General features: G+C 66.8%; 23 protein-coding genes. 8 read left to right on the top strand and 15 right to left on the bottom strand.

The genetic code is table 11. The annotated features are described in order from the left end of the window. Positions 1–29: 29 nt before the first annotated feature. From ILP92_RS10915 to ILP92_RS10905, 3 genes are read left to right on the top strand one after another with little or no spacing between them, the layout of a single operon-like run. Entirely contained in the window at positions 30–824 is a 795-nt protein-coding gene (locus ILP92_RS10915; RefSeq protein ID WP_198916430.1) for an SDR family NAD(P)-dependent oxidoreductase, read from the top strand. Between the two features lie 11 nt (positions 825–835). Next, positions 836–1,693 (top strand): glucose 1-dehydrogenase, encoded by an 858-nt coding sequence (locus ILP92_RS10910; RefSeq protein ID WP_198916429.1) that lies wholly within the window; start codon positions 836–838, stop codon positions 1,691–1,693. Beyond that, a complete protein-coding gene (locus tag ILP92_RS10905; protein WP_198916428.1) occupies positions 1,683–3,215 on the top strand; it encodes an alpha-amylase family glycosyl hydrolase in 1,533 nt (510 codons plus the stop codon). The genes ILP92_RS10910 and ILP92_RS10905 overlap by 11 nt, the downstream gene beginning before the upstream one ends. Here the strand turns inward: ILP92_RS10905 and ILP92_RS10900 are convergent. The 5 genes from ILP92_RS10900 to leuS form a co-directional block, all read right to left on the bottom strand. Continuing rightward, positions 3,212–4,168, bottom strand: coding sequence for an SDR family oxidoreductase (locus ILP92_RS10900; protein ID WP_198916427.1), 957 nt, complete (start codon positions 4,166–4,168; stop codon positions 3,212–3,214). The genes ILP92_RS10905 and ILP92_RS10900 overlap by 4 nt on opposite strands. 62 nt (positions 4,169–4,230) lie before the next feature. Continuing rightward, positions 4,231–4,818, bottom strand: a complete 588-nt coding sequence (locus ILP92_RS10895; RefSeq protein ID WP_198916426.1) for a glutathione S-transferase family protein — start codon at positions 4,816–4,818, stop codon at positions 4,231–4,233. After that, positions 4,818–5,840, bottom strand: coding sequence for a DNA polymerase III subunit delta (gene holA / locus ILP92_RS10890; RefSeq protein ID WP_198916425.1), 1,023 nt, complete (start codon positions 5,838–5,840; stop codon positions 4,818–4,820). The genes ILP92_RS10895 and holA overlap by 1 nt, the downstream gene beginning before the upstream one ends. Continuing rightward, entirely contained in the window at positions 5,837–6,376 is a 540-nt protein-coding gene (lptE, locus tag ILP92_RS10885; RefSeq protein WP_198916424.1) for an LPS assembly lipoprotein LptE, read from the bottom strand. The genes holA and lptE overlap by 4 nt, the downstream gene beginning before the upstream one ends. Continuing rightward, positions 6,363–9,083, bottom strand: a complete 2,721-nt coding sequence (leuS, locus tag ILP92_RS10880) for a leucine--tRNA ligase (RefSeq protein WP_198916423.1) — start codon at positions 9,081–9,083, stop codon at positions 6,363–6,365. The genes lptE and leuS overlap by 14 nt, the downstream gene beginning before the upstream one ends. 148 nt (positions 9,084–9,231) lie before the next feature. Between leuS and ILP92_RS10875 the strand changes: the two genes are divergently transcribed. Then, a complete protein-coding gene (locus ILP92_RS10875; protein WP_198916422.1) occupies positions 9,232–10,476 on the top strand; it encodes a glycosyltransferase in 1,245 nt (414 codons plus the stop codon). Here ILP92_RS10875 and ILP92_RS10870 read toward each other — a convergent pair. Further along, positions 10,473–10,976 carry a DUF3576 domain-containing protein gene (locus ILP92_RS10870; RefSeq protein WP_198916421.1) on the bottom strand — a complete coding sequence of 168 codons (504 nt, stop codon included), beginning with the start codon at positions 10,974–10,976 and terminating at the stop codon, positions 10,473–10,475. The two genes, ILP92_RS10875 and ILP92_RS10870, sit on opposite strands and share 4 nt — an antisense overlap. Before the next feature lie 508 nt (positions 10,977–11,484). Between ILP92_RS10870 and ILP92_RS10865 the strand changes: the two genes are divergently transcribed. Next, entirely contained in the window at positions 11,485–12,561 is a 1,077-nt protein-coding gene (locus ILP92_RS10865) for a porin (RefSeq protein WP_198916420.1), read from the top strand. 106 nt (positions 12,562–12,667) lie between these two features. Beyond that, entirely contained in the window at positions 12,668–13,321 is a 654-nt protein-coding gene (locus ILP92_RS10860) for a YggS family pyridoxal phosphate-dependent enzyme (RefSeq protein WP_198916419.1), read from the top strand. Here the strand turns inward: ILP92_RS10860 and ILP92_RS10855 are convergent. Then, positions 13,318–13,812 (bottom strand): L,D-transpeptidase family protein, encoded by a 495-nt coding sequence (locus tag ILP92_RS10855; protein WP_198916418.1) that lies wholly within the window; start codon positions 13,810–13,812, stop codon positions 13,318–13,320. The two genes, ILP92_RS10860 and ILP92_RS10855, sit on opposite strands and share 4 nt — an antisense overlap. Further along, on the bottom strand, positions 13,809–14,888 hold the full coding sequence (gene ribA / locus ILP92_RS10850; protein WP_198916417.1) for a GTP cyclohydrolase II: 1,080 nt from the start codon (positions 14,886–14,888) through the stop codon (positions 13,809–13,811). Before ribA ends, ILP92_RS10855 begins: the two co-directional genes overlap by 4 nt. 141 nt (positions 14,889–15,029) lie before the next feature. Here ribA and ILP92_RS10845 point away from each other — a divergent pair, with 141 nt between their 5' ends. Beyond that, positions 15,030–15,716: a response regulator transcription factor gene (locus tag ILP92_RS10845; protein ID WP_198916416.1), complete on the top strand. Its 687-nt coding sequence runs from the start codon at positions 15,030–15,032 to the stop codon at positions 15,714–15,716. A 48-nt stretch (positions 15,717–15,764) separates the two neighbouring features. Here the strand turns inward: ILP92_RS10845 and ILP92_RS10840 are convergent, their stop codons facing one another. Next, positions 15,765–16,277 (bottom strand): hypothetical protein, encoded by a 513-nt coding sequence (locus ILP92_RS10840; protein ID WP_198916415.1) that lies wholly within the window; start codon positions 16,275–16,277, stop codon positions 15,765–15,767. Positions 16,278–16,402: 125 nt separating this feature from the next. Between ILP92_RS10840 and ILP92_RS10835 the strand changes: the two genes are divergently transcribed. Further along, complete coding sequence (locus tag ILP92_RS10835) at positions 16,403–17,185, top strand: exodeoxyribonuclease III (RefSeq protein ID WP_198916414.1); 783 nt, start codon at positions 16,403–16,405, stop codon at positions 17,183–17,185. On the opposite strand, the gene ILP92_RS10830 is transcribed toward ILP92_RS10835, so the two are convergent. From ILP92_RS10830 to ILP92_RS10805, 6 genes are read right to left on the bottom strand one after another with little or no spacing between them, the layout of a single operon-like run. Then, positions 17,182–17,544 (bottom strand): Na+/H+ antiporter subunit G, encoded by a 363-nt coding sequence (locus ILP92_RS10830; RefSeq protein ID WP_198916413.1) that lies wholly within the window; start codon positions 17,542–17,544, stop codon positions 17,182–17,184. The two genes, ILP92_RS10835 and ILP92_RS10830, sit on opposite strands and share 4 nt — an antisense overlap. Beyond that, complete coding sequence (locus ILP92_RS10825) at positions 17,541–17,810, bottom strand: K+/H+ antiporter subunit F (protein WP_198916412.1); 270 nt, start codon at positions 17,808–17,810, stop codon at positions 17,541–17,543. Before ILP92_RS10825 ends, ILP92_RS10830 begins: the two co-directional genes overlap by 4 nt. After that, complete coding sequence (locus ILP92_RS10820; RefSeq protein WP_198916411.1) at positions 17,807–18,295, bottom strand: Na+/H+ antiporter subunit E; 489 nt, start codon at positions 18,293–18,295, stop codon at positions 17,807–17,809. Before ILP92_RS10820 ends, ILP92_RS10825 begins: the two co-directional genes overlap by 4 nt. Then, on the bottom strand, positions 18,295–19,941 hold the full coding sequence (locus ILP92_RS10815) for a monovalent cation/H+ antiporter subunit D (protein WP_198916410.1): 1,647 nt from the start codon (positions 19,939–19,941) through the stop codon (positions 18,295–18,297). The genes ILP92_RS10820 and ILP92_RS10815 overlap by 1 nt, the downstream gene beginning before the upstream one ends. Beyond that, positions 19,938–20,315 carry a Na+/H+ antiporter subunit C gene (locus ILP92_RS10810; protein WP_198916409.1) on the bottom strand — a complete coding sequence of 126 codons (378 nt, stop codon included), beginning with the start codon at positions 20,313–20,315 and terminating at the stop codon, positions 19,938–19,940. Before ILP92_RS10810 ends, ILP92_RS10815 begins: the two co-directional genes overlap by 4 nt. A gap of 3 nt (positions 20,316–20,318) precedes the next feature. Next, a complete protein-coding gene (locus ILP92_RS10805) occupies positions 20,319–23,171 on the bottom strand; it encodes a monovalent cation/H+ antiporter subunit A (RefSeq protein ID WP_198916408.1) in 2,853 nt (950 codons plus the stop codon). Positions 23,172–23,416 lie beyond the last annotated feature (245 nt).

Genomic DNA, 23,416 nt, shown 5'->3' with positions numbered 1-23,416 from the left:
CGAACGAGACACAGAACGAGGATTTCGGAATGGATCTGAAGATCAAGGGAAAACACGCGCTGGTCACCGGTGGCAGCGGCGGATTGGCGCTGGCCGCCGCGCGCGACCTGGTCGCCGAGGGCGTGACGGTGACGCTGACGGACCTGGACGAGGGCGAGTTGAAGGACGCCGCCGGATCGCTGGACGGGGACGTGGCGTACATGGCGGCCGACCTGACGGATACGGACCATATCGAGCGCCTGCGCGCCTTCGTGGCGGATGCGGGTGGCATCGACATCCTGGTCCATGCCGCGGGCGTTACCGGCAAGAAGGGCGATCCGCTGGAAATGACGGACGAGGAATACCACCGCGTGTGGGAAACCAACTTCCTGAGCGCCGTGCGCGTGATCCGGGCGATGATGCCCCAGATGACCGACAAGGGCTGGGGGCGGATCGTCTGCGTGACGTCCGAAAACGCCGTGCAACCCTACGAGGACGAGGCGGTCTATAACACCTCGAAGGCCGCGCTTTTGAACTTCATCAAGGGTCTGGCGCAGGTTTACGCGCCCCATGGCGTGCTGGCCAACACCGTCGCCCCGGCCTTCATCGAGACGCCCATGACCGACTACATGATGGACATGCGCTCGGAAGAGCTGGGCGTCAGCAAGCAAGAAGCGGTCGAAAGCTTCCTGAAGGAAGAGCGTCCGTTCCTGAAGATCGGCCGCCGCGGCCAGCCCGAAGAGGTGTCCGCCGTGATCGCGCTGCTCTGCTCGGACCGCGCGAGCTTCGTGACCGGCTCGGCCTATCGCGTCGATGGCGGCGCCGTCGCCACGATGAACACCTGAAGGAGATCCCCATGCAAGATTCCGTGAAGATCCCCGCCCAGCATCAGGACGCGATGCCCGCGGACGAATACAAGATGGACCCGGCACCCGACTACACGCCGCGCCATCCCGGCGCGGGCAAGCTGGACGGCAAGGTCGCGCTGATCACCGGCGGCGACAGTGGCATCGGCCGCGCCGTCGCGGCCCTGTTCGCGCGCGAGGGCGCGAAGGTGGCCATCGCCTACCTGCACGAAAGCCAGGATGCCGAGGAAACCAAGCGCATCGTCGAGGAAGACGAGGGCGGCGAGGCGCTGCTGATCGAAGGCGACCTGGCCGAGAAAGCCAATTGCGAAGCCGCGGTGCAAAAGACCGTGGACCGCTTCGGCAAGCTGGATATCCTGGTCAACAACGCGGCCCAGCAATGGATCGACGAGGATTTCGCGCAGATCAGCGAAGACAAGCTGCGCCGGATGATGGACAGCAACGTCATGTCGTATTTCTTCTGCACCCAGGCCGCGCTGCCGCACCTGGGCGAAGGGGCAGCCATCGTGAACACGTCGTCGGTCAACGCCTTCGCGGGCATGGGATCGCTGGTGACCTATTCCACCACGCGTGGCGCGTCGCTGGCCTTCACGCGGTCCCTGGCGTCGAACCTGGCCGAGCGTGGCATCCGCGTGAACGCCGTGGCGCCGGGCCCGATCTGGACGCCGTTCATCCCCGGCACCATGCCCGCCGCACAGGTCGAGGATTTCGGCTCGGGCGTGCCCATGGGCCGCGCGGGGCAACCGTGGGAAGTCGCGACCGCCTTCCTGTTCCTGGCCAGCGACGACGGCAATTACTACACCGGGCAATGCCTGCATCCCAACGGGGGCATGGTGGTTGGCGCGTAGCCTGAAGAACCCGACAATCTACGAGATCTACCCACGCTCGTTCCGCGACACGACCGGAACGGGCGAGGGCGATCTGCGCGGCGTGATCGACAATCTGGGCCACGTTCGCGATTTGGGGGTGGATGCGGTGTGGCTCGCGCCCTTCTACGTCTCGCCCATGGACGATGGTGGCTACGACATCGCCGATCACCGCGCGGTCGATCCGCGCTTCGGCACGCTGGACGACGTGGATGCGCTGATCGAGACGGCGCACGGGATGGGTCTGGGGGTGATCTTCGACTTGGTGTTCAACCACACCTCCTGCGAGCATCCGAACTTCCTGGCCGCCATCGACGGCGACGAGGACGCGGCGGCGCGCTATGTCTGGCGTGACCCCAAGCCCGACGGCACGGCGCCGAACAACTGGCTCAGCTTCTTCGGCCAGCCCGCCTGGACCTGGAACCACAAGCGGCGGCAGTATTATTTCCACCAGTTCCTGTCCTGCCAGCCATCGCTGGACCTGCGCCACGGGCCGGTGCAGGACGACCACCGCGAGACGGTGGAGTTCTGGTGCGCGCGGGGTGTCGACGGTTTCCGCATGGACGCGATCACCTCCTACCTGTTCGACACGTCGATGAAGGACAACCCGCCCGCGTCGCCCGAGGTGAAGGCCAAGGTCAGTGGCGCGGACTTCAACCCCTATACCTGGCAGGACCACGTCTACGACATGCTGCCCGGCGACGGTGCGGCTTTCGGCGCCACGGTGCGCGACTGGGCGGGGCCGGACAAGTGGATCGTGGGCGAGAACAATTCCGGCAACCGCGCCATCGAGCTGTCGCGGAATTTCACCCATGAGGGACGGCTCGACGCGGCCTATCCGTTGTTGCTGGGCGAGGGCGGCGGCGATCCGCGGACCTATGCCGACCTGATCGCGCGGATGGACGGTGACTGGATCGCGCCCTGGTGGCTGTCGAACCACGACGTGGCGCGCCACGTCTCGGCCCATGGCGACGGGACGGCGCAGGCGGCGAAGTTCTTCGCGCTGCTGTTGTCGGTGCTGCCCGGGTCGCTGATGCTGTTCCAGGGGGAAGAGCTTGGATTGCCCCATCCCACGCTGTCGAAAGAGGCCACGCGCGACCCGCACGACCTGCTCTACTGGCCCGACGGGCCGGGCCGCGACGGCGCGCGGGTGCCGCTTCCGTGGGACGACGGGCCGAATGGCGGGTTTTCCAGCGGGACGCCCTGGTTGCCGATGGGCTGGCCCGCGGGACTGTCGGTGGCGGCTCAGGACAGCGATCCGCAATCGGTGCTGTCGTTCTATCGCCGCGTGCTGGCGTTGCGCGGGCAGGCGGGGTTTCCCGACCCCGACACGGTTTCGGCGGATGTCGAGGGCGCGGTGTTGCGCCTGGCGATCGAGGCGGGCGGCGCATCGTGGCGCGGCGTGTTCGATTTCGGCGACCGCATCGCGCTGCCCGAGGACGGCGAGACGATCGTCGAGGTGACCGGCCCGTCGCGCTTTGCCGCGCGCCTGAGCCGCGTCTAGCCGATCAGCAGGCCCAGCAGGAACGGCACGCCCACCAACGCGGCGAGCGCCGCCTTGCGCACGAGATCCGCGTCGACGATCAACCCGCTGTCCTTCGCGCGGTCGTCGAAGCTGCCATGGGCGGTCGCGTCGTAATCGACCGGATCGTACAGGTTGTTGGGCCGCCCGCCGGGCTCGTCCCGGTCGGATTTCTGCATCTCGGCGCCGCTATCCGCCAGCTTGCGGTCCAGCCAGTCGGGCAGGAAGAAGTTCGGCAGCACCAGCTTCAGCACCGACGTGCCCACGAAGAGCTCGCGCGCGTTCTTGTCGATGGCCTGCATGACGGCGCGGGCGGGCACCTCGGGCTGGTAGATCGGCGGCGCGGGCTGCGGCTTCATCTTAAGCCGGTTCAGCGCCCAGTCGAATTGCGGCGTGTTGATCGCGGGAAGCTGCACCAGCGACAAGGTGATGGGCCGCTTGTCGCGCAGAAGCTCGGACCGGACCGACGACGAGAAGCCGTTGATCCCGTGTTTCGACGCGCAATAGGCCGCCTGGAACGGCACCGGGCGATAGGCCAGGCCCGATCCGACATTGACGATGTTGCCCCGCTTCATGTGTCGAAGCGCCAGACGCGTGCCGTTGGCCTGGCCGATCAGCGTCACGTCCACGATGCGGCGGAATTCGTCGGCGCCGACTTGCTCGAAGGGCGAAAAGCTCGTGAGCATGGCCGAGTTGACCCAGACCGTCGGCGTGCCGATCCGGTCCACCAGGGTATCGACGGCGGCGGCCAGCGCGTCGGCATCGGCCACGTCGGCGCTGGCGGTGACGATGGTGTCGTCCTGGGCCATCCGGTCCAGGCGGTCCTGCCCGCGCGCGATCACGCCGACCTTGTAGCCGCGGTCGACAAGGGCCGCGACCACGGCGCGGCCAACACCGGCGCTGCCGCCGCAGACGATAGCTGATTTCTGGGACAAGACGGATCCTCCGGGCTGCGTGTCGAAGGGTCAACCGCCGCCGCCGCGCTTCGTTCCGACGCCTAGCGGCCCGCCGCGCGGATATAGGCCGGGCGCGCCCGCATCCGGTCGAGATAGGCGCGGAAGGTATCGTTCTCGAGCGGGAACTTCGCCGTCACCGCCCAGCCGCCGCAATGGGTCACGACGATATCGGCGATGGTCATGTCGTCGCCGGTGACGAATTCGCGGTCCTTCAGATGCGTCGCCATGCGGTCGATGGCGCGGCTGAATTCCCATTTCAGGCTGTCCTTCACTTCCGGCACGCGCCGGTCTTCGGGCAGCACGAAGGAATGGCGCGCGGCGGTCCACAGGCAGCTGTCGAGCTCGTCCAGGGCCTGGAACATCACCGCGTCCTGCTTGGCCCGATCGAGCGAGCCCGCAGGATGGGTCAGCTTGCCCTCGCGGTCGGCCAGATAGGTCAGGATCGCGGTCGAATCGGTGATCGTGACGCCGTTGGCCACGAGGACCGGCACCTTGCCCGACGGGTTCAGCTTCTTCAGCGCCGAATCGTGGGGCGGGACGGGCTTGTGGACGAAATCCAGTTCAAGCTCTTCGAGCAGCCAGAGCGGGCGGAACGCGCGCGACTTCGGGGTTCCGTAGAGTGTCAGCATCAGTGTTTTCCCATCATGGCAAGGCGAATGAAGGCCCGTTCCAGCACCGCCATGTGCGGCGCGCGGCTGGCCGAGCGCAGGGTCAGGTCGGTGTCGGTCAGAAGCCGCATGGCCTGTTCCAGCCGCGGCGCTCCCCAGCCCTGCGCCCGGCGCAGCACCGCGTCGCGGCGGGGCCCGAAGACCGGCGGGCGCAGCCGTCCCACGCCCGCGCCCGCGCCGCCGGGATCGCTGGCGGCGGTCAGAAGGGTGCGGAAATGGCGCTGGGCGGCGATGCACAAGGCGACGGGCTGCGCGCCCTGCGACCACAGGCGGCGCATGACGGGGCCGATCAGGTCGGAGCGGCCATCGGCGACGATGGCGACGATTTCGTCCATGTCGGCCTCGGTCGAGGCAGGCGCGCAGGCGCGCACGTCGTCTTCCCCGAGCGGCGCGTCGTCGCCGGATTTGTAGAGCGCCAGCTTTTCGACCAGTTGCCGGAAATCGCCGGGATCCAGCCCGGCGGCAAGCGATCGCAGCGCGCCTTCGGCGTCGCGGTCGATCCGGGTCAGACCCGCCTTGGCAAGCGCGTCGCGCATCTCGGCCACGCCCATGGGCTCGTCGTAGATGGCGATGGCGGCGGCCCTTGGATGCGTCTCGAAGCCCTTGCGCAGGGGCGAGGTCTTCGGAAGCGCGCGGCCGACCACGACCATGTGCGCGTCGCCCGACTGCCAGTCTTCGAGCGCGGCAAGGATGATCTTGGCGTGGGTGTTGGTCGCGTCCTCGACCAGCACGGCGCGGGGGCCGGGAAAAAAGCCCTGGGCCTTCAGCGCATCCGACAGGGCGGATTTCTCGCCGCTCAGATCGCCTGCCTGCAGGCGGGTCAGGCGCATTTCCTCGTCGCCCTTGGGTCCGATCAGGGCGGCGACCAGGTCCTGTCGAATCAGCGCGACGCGCATGGCGTCGTCGCCGTAGATCAGCGTGCCGGGCCGATCCGCGGGCGGCTTGGCGATCCAGGCGGTCGCGTCGTTCTTGTTCAGCTTCACGGGCCCGCGCGCCAGTCGGGTGCGGTGGCCAGCAATTCGGCCACCAGCTGGTCCGCGAGGATCACCATGAGCCGCGCGATGGCGTCGTCCTCGGCGGCCTGAACGGTGACCGAGTTGCCCGCGATCGTGTTGCGCGCGGCGCTGAAGACCGGGGCGGAATACGCGGTGAAATTCTGCACGCTGCCGCGCCTGGCAAGCGCGCCGCTGGTGGCGTCGGTCAGCGTGTAGTCGAGCCGCCCCAGCAGGCGGATGCGGGTGGTTTCCTGATCGGGCGTGATGCCCAGACCGGTTTCGCTGAGCGCGATATCGGCGGTCAGATCGTAGCGCGGCGCGCCCGTGGGCTGGCCCAGACGCCGCTCGAGCTGCTCGACCAGCAGGTAGCCCGCCACGTCGGACGGGGTGGCCACGGCGATATCGCCGTAAAGGCCCTGCGCCGCACCGCCGGGGCCATAGACCGGCGTGAAGCCGCAGGACGCGGCCAGCAGGAAGCCCAGCGCGGCGAGGACACGCAGGCGCGGGCGCCTAGACCACCACATTGACGATCCGTCCGGGCACCACGATCACCTTTTTCGGCGAGCCGCCCTGCAACGCCTTCTGCACCGCGTCCGTCGCCAGGGCGCGGGCTTCGACGTCTTCTTTCGACATCTCCTTGGGCACCGTGATTTCGGCGCGGCGCTTGCCGTTCACCTGGATCGGCAGGGTCACTTCGTCTTCGACCAGCATCGCGGGATCGGCCTGCGGCCAGGGGGCGTTGGCGATCAGCCCCTCACCGCCCAGCAGGCGCCAGATCTCTTCGCTCAGATGCGGGGTCATGGGCGACATGAGCTGCGCCATGGTCCGCGCCGCTTGCGTGCGTGCGGCGCGGCCCGCCTGCGATTTCTGCAGCACGTTGGCGAAGGCATAGAGACGGGCCACGGACGTGTTGAAGCCGAAGGATTCGATGCCCATGGTCACGTCGTGGATGGCCTTGTGCATCTCGCGCAGCAACGCGTCGTCGCCCTTGCCGGTGTCGGGGGCGTCGCTGGCGGCCTCGGCGATGCGCCAGACGCGGCCCAGGTGCTTGGACGCGGCCTCGGCCCCCGCGGCGGTCCATTCCACGTCGCGCTCGGGCGGGCTGTCGGAAAGGACGAACCACCGCGCGGTGTCGGCGCCGTACTGATCGATGATGGTGCCGGGATCGACGACGTTCTTCTTCGACTTCGACATCTTGGCCGACGGGATTACAAGAACTCCTAATTCAGTCTCTTCGTCCTCTCTTTCCTGATCTACGAGATCCTCAATATTCTGAGGATCTCTTCCTGCTGCTTCGAGAGTGTCTTTGAGAACGGCCATACGCTTGCCTTCGTGTGAAAACGAAACGACGTCTTCGGGAAAGAAAAATTTTTCAACCGACGACCTGATCCACGCTTTCTCCGATGCTTCAGGATTGGTCGGTATTGTTTTCTTTCCTGAATAGCCGGGTCCGAAAAGCTTGTTGGTATAAATCTCGTGCGTCACCATCCCCTGCGTGAACAGCGCGTCGAACGGCTCGCGCGCTTTGTCGGGCAGGTGGCCGCATTCGTTCATGGCGCGGGCGAAAAAGCGCGAATAGAGCAGGTGCAGGATCGCGTGCTCGACGCCGCCGATATACTGGTCGACATTCATCCAGTAGGCCGCTTCGTCCGGGTCGGTGGGCGTCGCAGCGCCGGGCGAGGTGAAGCGCGCGTAGTACCACGACGAATCGACGAAGGTGTCCATCGTGTCGGTTTCGCGGCGGGCGGGCTTGCCGCAGGCGGGGCAGGGCGTGTCGCGCCAGGTGGGGTGGCGGTCCAGCGGGTTGCCGGGGATGTCGAAGCTGACGTCCTCGGGCAGGCGGACGGGCAGGTTTTCCTTGCGCTCGGGCACCACGCCGCAAGCGTCGCAATGGACCACCGGGATCGGGCAGCCCCAGTAGCGTTGCCGCGACAGGCCCCAGTCGCGCAGGCGGAACTTGGTGACGCCGCGCCCGACGCCGTTCTCCTCGCAAAAGGCGATGGCCGCGTCGATGGCGTCGTTGCCGGTCTGCTCGGTGTCGCCCGCGAAGCCGCGGACGTAGATCACGGGTTCCGTCTTGGGCGGCACGTAGGCGTCGCCGCCGTCTTCGGGCAGGGCCGAGCCGTCGTCCTTGGCGGGCGCGAAGGTCGAGACGACCGGCAGGCCGTATTTGCGGGCGAATTCCAGGTCGCGCGCGTCGTGGGCCGGGCAGCCGAAGATCGCGCCGGTGCCGTAATCCATCAGGATGAAGTTGGCGACATAGACCGGAAGCTCCCACGCCGTGTCGAACGGGTGGCGCACGCGCAGGCCGGTGTCGAAGCCGCGCTTTTCGGCCTTTTCCAGGTCCTCCTCGGCGGTGCCCATCTTGCGGCACTCGGCGCTGAAGGCGGCCAGGTCGGGGTTGTCCTGTTCAAGCTGGCGGGCCAGCGGGTGATCGGGCGAGATGCCGACGAAGCTGGCGCCCAGCAAGGTGTCGGGGCGGGTGGTATAGACCTCGATCCGGTCGTGGCCCTCGGGCGCGTCCACCAGCCCGAAGGCGAATTGCAGGCCGCGCGACTTGCCGATCCAGTTGGCCTGCATCGTCTTGACCTTCTCGGGCCAGTTGTCGAGCGTATCCAGCGCCGACAGCAGCTCGTCCGAGTAGTCCGAGATCTTGAAGAACCACTGGGTCAGCTCGCGCCGTTCCACCAGCGCGCCCGAGCGCCAGCCGCGCCCGTCCTCGACCTGTTCGTTGGCCAGAACGGTCATGTCGACGGGATCCCAGTTCACCACCGCGTTCTTGCGATAGACCAGTCCCTTTTCCAGGAAGTCGATGAACATGGATTGCTGGTGGCCGTAATAGTCCGGATCGCAGGTGGCGAATTCGCGGCTCCAGTCCAGCGACAGGCCGAGCCGGGCGAACTGCGCCTTCATGTTGGCGATGTTGTCGCGGGTCCAGCCTTCGGGGTGGATGCCCCGCTCCATCGCCGCGTTCTCGGCCGGAAGCCCGAAGGCGTCCCATCCCATCGGGTGCAGCACGGCGTGGCCCGTGGCCAGCTTGTAGCGCGCCACCACGTCGCCCATGGCGTAGTTGCGGACGTGGCCGATATGCAGGTTGCCCGACGGGTAGGGAAACATCTCGAGCACGTAGTATTTCGGCTTGGCGTCGTCGCGGCGGGCGGTGAAGGTGCCGGACCTGGCCCAGGCGTCCTGCCAGAAGGGCTCGGATTTGGAAGCGTCATAGCGGGGCATGGGCGGCCTTTAACGTGATCTTTCGGTTCGCGTGATTGATAGGCAGCGCGTGGGACAGGGTCCAGCGCGAAGGCACCGCCCGCGCCTTACGCGCGCCGGAATTTGCGCTATGGATGGGCGGCAGCGTGGTCGGGCCCCGGGGAATGGCATGGTTTTTCTGTTTCTGCACCAGAACTTTCCGGGCCAGTTCGCCCATCTGGCCCCGGCGCTGGCAAAGCGCGGCCACCGGGTCGTGGCGCTGAGCTCGCGCTTCGAAAAGCCGCAGGATTGGCGCGGTGTGCGACTGGTCCCCTACAAATACGCCGAGCCCGAGGACCACAAGCTGCACCCCTGGCTCAATACCCTCAACCGCGCGGTGGATCGCGGGGCCGTGGTTTTGCGGGCGTGCCTAGCGCTGAAAGAGCGCGGGCTGACGCCCGATGTCATCATTGCCCATTCCGGCTGGGGCGAGGCGCTGTTCCTGCGCGACATCTGGCCCGACGCGAAGATCGGCATCTTCTGCGAATACTTCTACCAGGCCGCGAATGCCGACATGGATTTCGACCCCGAGTTCCAGGCCACGAACGAGCTTGGGCGCGTCCACCGGGTCGCGATGAAGAACCTCGGGATGCGGCTGCAACTGGAAAGCGCCGATGCGGGGATTTCGCCGACCTTCTGGCAGGCCGACAGCCACCCGCCCGGCCTGCGCGAAAAGATCTCGGTGATCCATGACGGCGTCGACACCGACGCGATCCGTCCCGACCCCGGCGTCCGGCTGACGCTGGACGGGGTCGGCTCATGGACGCGGGCGGACGAGGTCATCAGCTTCGTCAATCGCAACCTCGAGCCCTATCGCGGCTTCCACATCTTCATGCGCGCGTTGCCCGACCTGCTGAAGCGGCGTCCGAACGCGCAGATCATCGTGGTGGGCGAGGACGGCGTCAGCTACGGCAGCGCGCCCAAGCAGGGCGGCACCTGGAAGGATGTGATGATTGCCGAGGTGCGCGACCGGATTTCGGACGCGGACTTGGCGCGGGTGCATTTCACCGGCCGCATCGCGCGCGACGACTTCACCCGGCTGCTGCAGGTGACGCGCCTGCATCTCTACCTGACCTATCCGTTCGTCCTGAGCTGGTCGCTGCTGGAAGCCATGGCCTGCGAAGCGGCGATCGTGGCCAGCGACACCGCCCCCGTGCGCGAGGCGCTGGTTCACGACAAGACGGCGATCCTGTCCGACTTCTTCGACATCCCCGGCCTGGTCGACCGGATCGACGCGCTGCTGGACGATCCTTCGCGGCGCGCGGCCCTGGGGGCTGCGGCGCGGCAGCACGTGCAACGGACCTACGATCTGCGGCAGGTCTGCCTGCCCGCCCAGTTCGACTGGATCGCCGGGTTCGCGGGCCGCGCGGTCTAGAGCCGCGCGTCGGCCAGCCGCAACTGGCGCGCGCGGGTCAGGATCGCATCCTCGATCGCGCGGGTCGTGTCGGCGTTGACCGGGCCGCCACTGGTCGCCAGCGCCACGTTCAGCGACCGTGCGTCGAGTGCGGGATCCTGGACATAGACGGTGGCGCGATAGGCGGGCCCGCCGCCGGGCGGCCGACCGTAGCCATAGACGATCACGCCCGAAAACGGATCGGCGGTTTCGATGGGAAGGAAATCCAGGACCTGCTGCGCGGCGGTCCAGATATACTTGTTCACTTCGATCTTGGTGTCGGGATCGTCGACATTGGAAAAGAGATCCCAGATCGTTTCCCGGCGCGGCTGACCCGCCACCGTGTTGGCGCGCTGGCGCAGGATCGAGTCGCGCGACCGGTCGGGAATCAGCCCGTCGGACTCGGTGCGGTTGCCACAGCCCGAGGTCGCAACGGCAGCGACCGTCAGCGCGATGATCGCGATCGTCTTGGAATAAGCCATGGTTTGCCCGCGTCCGCCCGTCAAAACTGCCTCATCCCTAGCGCAGAGGTGCGACGCGGGCAAGAAACCAGTTTGCCCGCCCCGCCCCGGCGATGGATGCCACTCTATACTGTACGCGTCGCGGCGGGCGTATCCGGGCGCGCCTTCACGTTCGGGCGTCGGGCATGGCGGCCTGTCCCGGTGCGCAGCGCCCCTTGTAAAGACAGGATGTGTCGCCGCCTTCGAAGTGGCGTTGGTGGAGCGGTCCGACCGCCCTGGCGCTGACCGCAGAGTGTGCATGGGACCTCGCGCAGCGGCAGCGGCCATCGGCAAGTGTTGCGCCTTTTCCGTTATACCCGGCCCCTTTAGCCGCCCGAAAGCGGGTGTGGCACGCATGCACCAATCGGGTCGGCAAACAGTTCGGGCGGCCGCGATTGCTTGAAACGGCCGCGTGAAAGGCGCACTCCAACGCTGTACCCACGAGGCGCTCGTCCTCATGGGGCCGGAACTTGAGATCATGAGGGAAACCATGAAAAATATTCTTCTTGCGACCACGGCGCTCGTTGCGTCCACGTCGTTCGCGCTGGCTGCTGAAGTCAGCCTTGGCGGCTTCGCCGAAATGGGTGTCGTCGGTGGTGAGGTCAACCAGCTCAACGAAGACGATAACGCCAACGAGTTGGTCGACCGCGACGGTCAGTTCCACACCGACGTTGACGTTGACTTCTCGCTTTCGGGCGAAACCGACGGCGGCCTGACCTTCGGTGCCGAAGTCGACCTGGACTCGACCCAAGAAGGCGGCGCGTTCGTGCCCTCCGAAGGCGGCGACGACTCGTACATCTACGTGTCGGGTGCCTACGGCAACCTGTCGATGGGCGACACCGACGGTGCGCTGGACTTCGTGATGAAGGAAGCCATCATCGGCGGAACCATCGACGACGTGAACGAGCACGCCGGCTACAACGGCAACTCGGGCCTCGACGGCACCTATGACGGCCAGGTCGCGCGTTACGACTATTCGTTCGGCGCCTTCTCGTTCGCCGCTTCGGCCGAGATCGACGACGACTCTGACTCGGCTGACGCTGACCTCTTCGACGACTTCGAAGCGGCCATCGACGACATCGAAGACGACACCGTCCTGGGTGTTGGTGTTCGCTACGAAGGCGAATTCGGTGGCTTCGGCTTCGGCGCCGGTCTTGGCTACCAGCAGACCGGTGACTCGGACGTCATCGGCCTGAGCCTGGACATGGCCACCGCCGGTGGCATCACCGCGATCCTGAACTACTCGGACTACGACAACGTTCCGCTGTCTGTCGGCACCTTCGACAACGACTCGGATGCCGAGACCGACCAGATCCCGTTCAACGCCCCGATCAACGACCACATCGGTCTGGCCCTGGGTTACGAAGTCGGTGCGATCCTGGTCGCCGTCAACTACGGTGTGTACGACACCACCGCCGGTGACGTGACGGGTTACGCGCTGACCGCGAACTACGACCTGGGCGGCGGCGCCGAGCTGCAGGCCGGTTACGCGCATGCCGACTACGACGACATCAACGACTTCGAAGACACCGACAACTACTCGTTCGGTATCCGGATGAACTTCTGATCCCAACCGGATCGGAACGCGGAATTGGGCAGGTCTTCGGACCTGCCCTTTTCTTTTGCGCCCCGGTCGGGCGATAAGGTCCGCACCATCAGGACGGAGCGCCCGCATGAGCCTTGCAGATATCAAGTCCCGGATCGCCGAAGCCGAGGCCCGCGCCGGACGCGCGCCGGGATCGGTCCGGCTGATCGCCGTCAGCAAGGTGCAGTCCGAAGCGCGCGTCGAAGCGGTGCTGGAACAGGGTCACAAATCCTTCGGCGAGAACCGCGTGCAGGAAGCGGAAGGCAAATGGCCCGCCTTCGCCAAGCGCTACGATGACCTGGACCTGCACCTGATCGGCCCCTTGCAGTCCAACAAGACCCGCGCCGCGATGGAGCTGTTCGGCACGATCCAGACGGTCGACCGCCCCAAGATCGCCAAGACCATCGCCCGCATCGCCCAGGAAACCGGGTCGTGTCCGGACCTGTTCATCCAGGTGGATATCGGCGACGAGGATCAGAAATCGGGCATCGCGGTGAAGGACACCGACGGCTTCGTGCAGCAATGCCGCGACCTGGACCTGCCGCTGTTGGGGCTGATGTGCATCCCGCCCGTCGATGACGACCCGGCGCCGCATTTCCGTCGGCTGGCTGAGCTGGCCGAGCGCAACGGGCTGGACCGCCTGTCGATGGGGATGAGCGGCGATTTCGAGGTTGCGATCGCCGAGGGCGCGACCGATGTGCGCGTGGGCTCGGCGATTTTCGGGCCCCGAGACTACGGCTAGCGCACGATCAGCCGCGTCTCGTAGGTGATGCGCCGGGCCAGCCACAGCAGGTCGCGGGGCCGGAACGCGACGCAGCCTTCGGTGGGGTAGCCCGGCCTGCGCCAGCGATGCAGGAAGATCGCCGATCCGCGCCCCTTGACGGCGCGGGGCCAGTTCCAGTCGGTCAGGATCACCAGGTCATACAGCGGGTCGGGCCTGCGCAGGGTTTCGTGCGAAAACGGCGTGGGCGCGCGGACCATCAGGTTGTAGTCGGGATCGCGCGGGTCGTCGGACCAGAGATCGCCGGGGCGGATCGGCACGGCCCAGTCGGTGGGGCGCGCGATCCGGTCGGGACGGTAGAGCATGCCGACGATCCCGTGGATGCCACGCGGGGTGGCGCCGTCGCCCTCGCGCTTGGTGTCGGTGATGCCGCCACGCCCCCAGGTGCAGGGCAGCTGACGCCCCCGGAACCGGACCCCGGTCGGGGTGACGACGATATCGTCGGGGGTCATTCCAGGTGCCCCGAGCGCTCGGATTTCACCCGCAGGTAGTCGCGGTTGAACGCGCTTTCGCCGACCCAAAGCGGAACGCGCGCGACCAGTTCGATCCCGCTGCCCTCGAACAGCGCCAGCTTGCGCGGATTGTTGGTCAGTAGCCGCACCTGCCGGACGCCCAGCTTGCGCAGCATCGCGAGACCCACGCCGAAGTCGCGCTCGTCGTCGTCGAAGCCCAGCCGATGATTCGCCTCGACCGTGTCGAAGCCCTGGTCCTGCAGGGCGTAGGCGCGCATCTTGTTGGCCAGCCCGATGCCCCGGCCTTCCTGGTTGAGATAGAGCAGCACGCCCGCGCCCTCTGCCGCCATCTGCGCCAGCGCGGCTTGCAGTTGCGGGCCGCAATCGCATTTCAGCGAACCCAGCACGTCGCCGGTGAAGCAGGCCGAGTGCAGCCGTGTCAGCACCGGGCGGCCCCGATCCGGCTGGCCGATCTCGACCGCGTAATGCTCGGGCCCGCCGCTTTCGGGCTGGAAGACGTGCAGCCGGGCCCCCGTCGTCGCGGCGATGGGCAGGCGGGCGGCGATGGCGGCGCGCAAGGCGTCCGGCGGGGCCGCGTCCGGATCGCCGGGGGCGACCGTCACGATGCCCTCGGGCAGATCGCGCACCGGGCGCGCGATCACGGCCGGCAGCAGCTGCGCCTGGCGCACCAGCGTCAGCCCCGCACGCTGCGCCGACGCATCGCCCCCGCGCAGCGGTGCGAAGGGGCCTTTGAGCGGCGCGGCAAGATCCTGGGCCGGGTCCACGATGGCCTGGATCTGCGCCGCGGTTGCATCCCGCGCCAGCGGCAGGCGGACGAGGTCATCGTCGTAGATCCGGATTTTCAGCGTCTCGGCGCGGCGCGCGGTCAGCACGAGCTGCGCATCGCCGCCGTCCAGCATCGCGCGCAGACGGGCAGGCGTGGCGCGGGTCGCGGCCAGGACAAGCCAGCGCGCCGTCCCGGTGTCGATCCCGACGGCCAGGCCCAGCGACAGATCGGTGCGGGCGCGGTGCAGGCGCTCGGCCACGCTGGGCAGGAAGGGGTCGGGCGTCTTCATCCGCTTCAATTAGGCTGCGCCGACGGGAATGTGAAACATTTCCGGGCGCTGTGACACGTCCGCGTGAGCGATCGGCAGCAATTCTTGCGGAGCACGGACCCGCGACCCACCTTTCACGTTGAAGCGAGTGGAGGTGTTCCGATGAGTAACCTGAAGAAGATCCTTTTGGTCGACGACGATGACGATCTGCGCGAAGCGCTGAGCGAGCAATTGGTCCTGACCGAGGATTTCGACGTGTTCGAGGCCGACACCGGCACGCACGCGATGGAGAAGGTCAAGGAAGGTCTCTACGACCTGGTGATCCTGGACGTGGGCCTGCCCGACACCGACGGGCGCGAGCTTTGCAAGCTGATGCGCAAGCAGGGCGTGAAATGCCCGATCGTGATGCTGACCGGACAGGACAGCGACGCCGACACGATCCTTGGCCTGGATGCGGGCGCCAACGACTACGTGACCAAGCCCTTCAAGTTCCCGGTTCTGCTGGCCCGGATCCGGGCGCAGCTGCGCCAGCACGAGCAGTCCGAGGACGCGGTGTTCGGGCTTGGGCCCTATTCCTTCCGGCCCGCGCAGAAGCTGCTGGTGGACGAGGCGGAAAAGAAGATCCGCCTGACCGAAAAAGAGACGAACATCCTGAAATTCCTTTACCGCGCCAGCGAAGGCGTGGTGCCGCGGGACGTGCTGCTGCACGAGGTCTGGGGATATAACGCGGGCGTCACCACCCACACGCTCGAGACGCACATCTACCGGCTGCGCCAGAAGATCGAACCCGATCCGTCGAACGCGCGGCTGCTGGTTACCGAATCCGGGGGTTACCGCCTGGCTGTGTGACCGACCCCGCCCGGGGGTCGGCCGCCTGGCGGCTGATCTTCGGGGCGGCTATTCGGCGCGGATCACCGTCGCCTGGATATCGGCCGAAAGCGTCACGCCGTCCGGCGAGACGACCGACACGTCCTTGTCACCCGGTGCCAAAGTGGTGCGGATATTGCCTTCGAAGAGCAGGCTGTCTTCGGTGACTTCCAGCGAATTGATCGACAGGTCGATGGCGTCGTCGGTCGCGCTGAGCATTTCGCCATTCCGCGTGAACGAAACCTCGCCCGATTGCAGCGCCGTGCGCCTGCTGGCCGTGTCGGCGACCAGGCGGATGGTCAGGCTGTTGTCGTCGGACTGGGGCTGGTCCTCGGGAAAGGCGCGCAAGGTGACCTCGATCCCGTTCTCGACCTCTTTCCAGCCGGTCGGCACATCTTCACCATCGACCACGACGAAGGCGGTCTGAACGCCGTCGATCGTGCCATCCAGCGATCCGACGGTGGTTTGCGACGGGTCGCTGTCTTGGGCAAGTGCGGGGAGGGCCATCGCGGCGGCGGTAATCATCAGGGTCTTGCGTATCATTGAACTCTCCGGAAAACGTTTCGCCCGACCAACGTTTCCGCCCCACCGGCGTTCCCGTGCCGTCCTGTCGCGCCCGCCCGCGATCTGGGATAAGGACTGCGAATCCACGCAAACCGGAGCCGCCCATGCCCTTCACCCTTGCCACGTGGAACATCAACTCGGTCCGTCTGCGCGAAAGCCTGGTACGCGATCTCCTGACCCAGACCGGGGTGGATGTGCTGTGCCTGCAAGAGTGCAAATCGCCGGTCGAAAAGATCCCGTCCTTTGCCGATCTCGGCTACGGCCACGCGGTCGCACGGGGGCAGAAGGGGTATAACGGCGTCGCGATCCTGTCGAAGCTGCCGCTGGAAGAGGTGGGCGCCCATGACCACGTCGCGCTGGGCCACGCCCGCCACGTCGCGGCGCGGCTGGAAAACGGCGTGACGATCCACAACTACTATGTGCCAGCGGGGGGCGACGTGCCGGACCGCGCGCAGAACGAGAAGTTCGGCCAGAAGCTGGACTACCTGACCGCCATGCGCGACGACTTCCGCGCCAACCGGCCCGAGCGCGCGATACTTGTGGGCGATCTGAACATCGCCCCGCGCGAGGATGACGTCTGGTCCCACAAGCAGCTGCTGAAGGTGGTGTCGCACACCCCCGTCGAGGTCGCGCACCTGGCCGAGACGCAAGAGGCCGGGTCGTGGATCGACGTCACCCGCGCCGACATTCCCGAAGGCCAGCTTTATTCGTGGTGGTCCTACCGCTCGCCAGACTGGGACGCTGCCGACAAGGGCCGGCGCCTCGATCACGTCTGGGCCACGCCCGACATCGCCAACGCCGCCCATTCCAGCCGCATCCTGCGCCACGTCCGCGGCTGGGAAAAGCCGTCGGACCACGCGCCGGTCCTGGCGACCTTCGACCTTTAGCCGTCGCTGCGGTCGGGCGGCGTGTCCAGGGTGGCCCAGATGTCGTCATTGGGCGGCTGGGGCAGCGGATCGCGGGTGTCGCGGCGGTGAATGTTCACCTTGGCGATGAAATTCGCGGTGATCGGCGCGGTGATGAACAGGAACGCCATGATCAGCACCTCGTTCAGCGACCCGTCGTGATGCGCCCAGGCATTGACGATGGACGCCATCAGCAGCGATCCCACGCCCAGCGTCGCGGCCTTGGTGGGTGCGTGCAGCCGCTTCATGGGGCTGTCGAGCTTGAGCAGGCCGATCGAGCCCACCAGCGTGAAGAAGCCGCCGATCAGCAGCGCCGCGACGATGATCAGGTCCAGGATCATTCGATGATGTCCCCCCGCAGCACGAAACGGGCCAGCGCGACGGTGGACACGAAGCCCAGCATCGCGAAGATCATCGCGGATTCGAAATACATCTGGGTGCCCCATTTGACGCCCACCAGCACGATCAGGCCGATGGCGTTGATGACCATCGTGTCGAGCGCCAGGATGCGGTCGCCCACATGGGGGCCGCGCACCAGCCGGACCAGGGCCAGCACCTGGGCCAGTCCGACGGCAACGAATGCGAAATTCAGCGCTAGGTCGATCATTCGAAAATCTCCTTCAGCCGACGCTCGTAACGGTCCTTGATCTGGTTGCCCGTGGCTTCGGGATCGGGCGCATCGAGCGCGTGGACCAGAAGTGCCACCCCGTCATCGCTGAGATCCGCGCTGACCGTGCCGGGGGTGAGCGTGATGGTACCCGCCAGGATCGAGATCGCCTCGGGGGATTTCAGGTCCAGCGGGATCGTCACCCAGTTGGATTTCATGTCCGCGTTGGGCTTGAACAGCACGATCATGGCGACCTGCACGTTGGCGACCAGAATATCCCAGAGCACCACCAGGATGTAGCTCACCAGGCGCAGGGGCCGCGGGATGCGCGGCCGGTCGGGCCAATAGGCGGCGGTGGCGGCGGGGATCAGCAGGCCGAGCAGCGCGCCGAAGACGACCGTGCCCAGGCTCAGCGAATTGATCAGCAGGCACCAGACCAGGACCAGCAGCAGGGTCAGAAGCGGGTGGGGCAACAAGCGCGACATCAGTGAGCCTCCCCTTCGCCTTCGGTGCCATCATCCGCGTGGTCGCTTGCGCCATCCTGGGCGTAGCCGTCCGAGCCACCGTAGGTGATGACCTTGCCCTGCGCGCCCATCACGGCCGAGATGTAGGGCGTGGGCGAAAACAGCTGCGATGCGGTGGCCGCCAGCATCCGGTTGATGGGTCCGGCCAGCACGGTGATCGCCAGGATCAGCGCGATCAGGCCGCCGATGGCGACGACGGGCGTGGCCGGGTGCTGATCGTCGGGATCGGGCTTGTTGCGGGCGTCGGTTTCGGTGTGCGGATCGTTACGCTCGCCCGGCTCCTGGTGGCATTTCCAGAACACGGTCGAGCCCGCGCGCGCGAAGCCGACGATGCAAAGAAGCGACGTGCCCAGCACCACCGACCAGATCCAGACCACCAGCGGTGTGCCGAAGGACGCGTCCAGCACCAGCAGCTTGCCCACGAAGCCGGACAGCGGTGGCATCCCGCACATGGCGATGGCCGCGGCGAAGAACATCCCCGCGATCAGCGACGCGCCGCCGATGGGCCGCGCGTCCACCAGATGCACGCCCGCGTCCTTCCGACGGTCACGGATCACGTCGACCAGCAGGAACAGCGCCGCCGTCGCCAGCGTGGAATGCAGCGCGTAGTAGAGCGCGGCGGCGATCCCCGCTTCGCTGAAGCCCGCCAGCGCGACCAGCAGCATGCCCATGGACCCGATGACCGAGAACGCGACCATCCGGTCGATCCGCTGCGTGCCCAGCACACCGATCATGCCGATGGCCGTGGTCGCCAGCGCCGCGGGCAGCAGCCAGGTGCCGAACAGCCCCTGGGTCAGCTCGAGATCGGGCGGGAAGACCAGCGTATACATGCGGATGATGCTGTAGGCGCCCACCTTGGTCATGATGGCGAAGAGGGCCGCGACCGGGGCGGGGGCCTCGGCATAGCTGGCGGGAAGCCAGAAATGCAGCGGCAGCACCGCCGCCTTCACGGCGAAGACCAGCAGCAGCAGCACCGATGCCACGCGAATGCCCGCATCCGCGCCCGGCTCGATGGCGGCGACGCGGCCCGCGAGGTCCGCCATGTTCAGCGTCCCGGTCTCGGCGTAGAGCGTGCCCAGCGCGAACAGGAACAGGGTCGATCCCAGCAGGTTGTAGAGCACGTATTGCGTGCCCGCCCGCAGGCGCGGCGCCCCGCCGCCATGGATCATCAGGCCGTAGCTGGCGATCAGCAGCACCTCGAAGAACACGAACAGGTTGAACGCGTCGCCGGTCAGGAACGCGCCCATGATGCCCATCAGCTGGAACTGGAACAGCGCGTGGAAATGCCGCCCGCGCATGTCCCAGCCCGATCCGATCGCGTAAAGAAGCACCGGGATCGCCAGCACCGATGTCAGCAGCACCATCAGCGTCGACAGCCGGTCCGCGACCAGAACGATGCCGAAGGGCGGCGACCAGTTGCCCAGCAGATACACGTCGATCTGGCCGCCCGAGGCGCGCCAGAACAGGCCCGACGCGACCAGCAGAAGCGCCACGCATCCCGCCATCGAGAACACGCGCGCCAGGTTCTGGTGGAAGCGCGCCGCAAGGATGATGATGGCGGCCAGCATGGCGGGCAGCACCACCGGTGCGATGATCCAGTGCGTCAACGGAACGACCCTCCGCGCGGGTTCGGGTCGGCCGCTTGCTGTCCGGAATGCAGCTCGGGGTCGTCCACGTAATCGTCCGAGCAGCTGAGCCAAGCGCCCAGCGCGATGATGACAACCACCGCGGTCATGCCGAACGAGATCACGATCGCCGTCAGAACCAGCGCCTGGGGCAGCGGATCGGTATAGGCGTCGACCCCGTCGCGCAGGATCGGCGGCATGTCGGTGGCCAGCCGCCCGCTGGCGAACAGGAAGATGTTGACCGCGTAGGTCAGCAGCGACACCCCGATGATGACCGGGAAGGTGCGCAGCCGCAGCACCATGTAGATGCCCGCGGCGGTCAGGATGCCCACGGCCGAGGCGACGAGAAGCTCCATCCCTCAGCCCTCCTTTTCTTCGTCACGCGACGGATCGATATCCATGGCGTATTCACTTGGCTTGTCGCCCTGGCGGCGTCCCAGGCGCGAAAAGCTTTCCAGCGACAGCATGACCGCGCCCACGACCGCCAGGAACACGCCCAGATCGAAGCCCATGGCGGTGGCCAGTTCGAATTCCTGCATCGGCGGGATGCGGAAATAGCCGAAGGCCGAGCTGAGGAAGGGCGCGCCGAAGAACCACGCGCCGATGCCGGTCAGTCCCGCCACCAGCACGCCCGCGCCGATGATCCCGTGATAGGGATAGCGCTGCCGCGCATCGGCCCAGGCAAAGCCGCTGGCCATGTATTGCATGACCACGCCGATGGCCACGACCAGCCCCGCGATGAAGCCGCCGCCGGGCTCGTTGTGGCCGCGCAGGAAGATGTAGACGCCGACCATCAGCACGATGGGCATCATCACGCGGGTGAGCACGACCATCATCAGCGGATGCGCGTCGCCCGCCCGGCGGCTTTCATAGCCGCGGTTGAGCAGCTGCGCGCGCACCGGAGACGACAGCAGCGCCTCGGTCAGCGCGTAGATCACGATGGCCGCGATGCCCAGCACGATGATCTCGCCGAAGGTGTCGAAGCCGCGGAAGTCCACCAGGATCACGTTGACGACGTTGTCTCCACCGCCGCCCTTGTAGGAATTGTCCAGGTGGTATTGCGAGATCGACGGCTGCACGAAATCCGTCATCAGCATCGAATAGATCAGCCCGAAGACGGCCAGCCCCCCCAGCAAGGCGATGACACCGTCGCGCAGGCGTCGGCCAACGCCGGATTCCTTCGGGGTGCGATTGGGCAGGAAGTTCAGCGCCAGCAGCAGCAGGATGATCGTGACGACCTCGACGCTGATCTGGGTCAACGCCAAGTCGGGGGCCGAGAAGTAGTTGAAGCCCACCGACACGAACAGCCCGACGATGCCCATCAGGATCAGGACGGCCAGACGGTTGCGGTGGACGAAGACGATCATCCCCGCCGCGGCCACCAGCATCGCCCAGGCGGCCAGCGCGTTGATGGTGATCGGAAGCATCTCGCGCGTGGGTGCGGCACCGGTGCCGGTCATCCAGGCGTGCAGGCCAAGACCCGTGACGGTGACCGTGAAGATCGCCGCGTAGCGCGTGAAGGCGCCGTTGTGCAGACCCAGCGTGATGCCCCGCGCCAGGCCCACGAAGAAGGCGACGATGCCGTCGAAGATGTCCTTCGCCTCGGGGCGGGGGGCGGCGGCCCAGCCGCGGGCCAGCGGGGCGAACAGCGACAGCAGAAGGGCACCGCCCAGAACGGCGATGATCGACATGTAAAGCGCCGGGGTCAGGCCGTGCCAGATCTTCAAATGGGCGTCGGGCATCTCGACCGCGCCGCCGATGACGGCGTAGGTGACGGTCTTGACGAAGGGCTCGGCCAAGAAGGGCATGATGCCGATCAGCACCACCGGCACGATCAGCAGCGCGGGCGAGATCCACATGCCCATGGGCGGATCGTGCGGCTTCGACGGCGCGTCTTTCGGCCCCTCGCCCAGGAAGGTGTGGACGATGTAGCGGAAGGAATAGGCCGCCGAGAACAGGGCGCCCACGGTCGCCGCGACCGGCACCAGCCAGTAGGAGCCGAAGATCTTGGTGTGCGCGGCTTCCTCGAGCATCATTTCCTTCGACAGAAAGCCGTTGAGCAGCGGGATGCCCGCCATGGACAGCGCCGCGATCGTGGCGATGCCGAAGGTGATCGGCATCAGCTTGCGCAGCCCGCCCAGCCGGGTGATGTCGCGGGTGTGGGCTTCGTGGTCGACGATGCCCGCCGTCATGAAGAGGGCCGCCTTGAAGCTGGCGTGGTTGAGGATGTGGAAGACAGCGGCCATCGCCGCGTAGCCCGACCCGGTACCCAGCAGGAACGTGATCAGACCCAAGTGCGACACGGTAGAGAAGGCCAGCAGCGCCTTCAGGTCGTTCTTGAAGAGCGCGATCACCGCGCCCAGCACCATGGTCGTCAGGCCCGCGGTGGTGACGATCCAGAACCACCAGTCGCTGCCGGAAAGCACCGGCCAGAGCCGCGCCATCAGGAACAGACCGGCCTTCACCATGGTGGCCGAGTGCAGGTAGGCCGACACCGGCGTGGGCGCGGCCATGGCGTGCGGCAGCCAGAAGTGGAACGGGAACTGCGCCGACTTGGTGAAGGCGCCCAGCAGGATCAGGATCAGCGCCGGCAGGTAGAGCGGCGAGGCCTGGATCACGTCGCGGTTTTCCAGGATCACCGTCAGATCGTAGCTGCCCACGATCCGGCCCAGCAGCAGCATCCCCCCGATCAGCGCCAGCCCGCCCATGCCGGTCACGGCCAGCGCCATGCGCGCGCCCTGGCGGCCTTCGGGCAGGTGCTTCCAGTAGCCGATCAGCAGGAAGGACGACAGCGACGTGAGCTCCCAGAAGACCAGCAGCATCAGGACGTTGTCCGAAAGCACGATGCCCACCATCGCGCCTTGGAACAGCAGCAGGTAGGTGAAGAACTCGCCCATGTTGTCCTTGCGCGATAGATACGCGCGGGCATAGGCGATGATCAGCAGGCCGATGACCAGGATCAGTCCGGCGAACATCAGGCCCAGCGGGTCCAGGAACAGGTTCACGTTCATGCCGAGGCCCGGCAGCCAGTCCAGCTTGGCGGTGATGACCTCGCCCGCCATGACGGCCGGAACGTGGGTGGCCAGGCCCAGCGTGGCCAGCAACGTGACCAGGAAGGTTGCGGTGAAGCACGCCTGTCTGCCTGCCTGATTCATCAGACCGGGAAGCAGGGCACCAAGGAAGGGCAGGGCGACGATCAGGAACAAAGACATCAGCCAAGTATGTCACGTGACACAGTTTCGGCAATGGCACATCCCGAGGAAATCCGGATTTTCCCCCAGACCGTGCTCGTCAGGTTGCGACCGTGCTTCGAAATCAAGGAAGGGGATCGCAGGCAGCGGCGGCAGTCTCTCCCCCCGCCGCCGCTGCCTGCGCGTCGCGGCGCGTCTCGGTCCCTGCGCCAGGCGAGGCGCGGCAGGACCCAGATCGTCGCCGGACATCTTTGATCCGGCACCAG

The sequence above is a fragment of the Palleronia pontilimi genome (assembly GCF_016412875.1).
Classification (GTDB): Bacteria; Pseudomonadota; Alphaproteobacteria; order Rhodobacterales; family Rhodobacteraceae; genus Palleronia; species Palleronia pontilimi.
The sequence above is the reverse complement of the archived record's forward strand: the minus strand, read 5'-3'. Positions and strand labels throughout refer to the sequence as shown.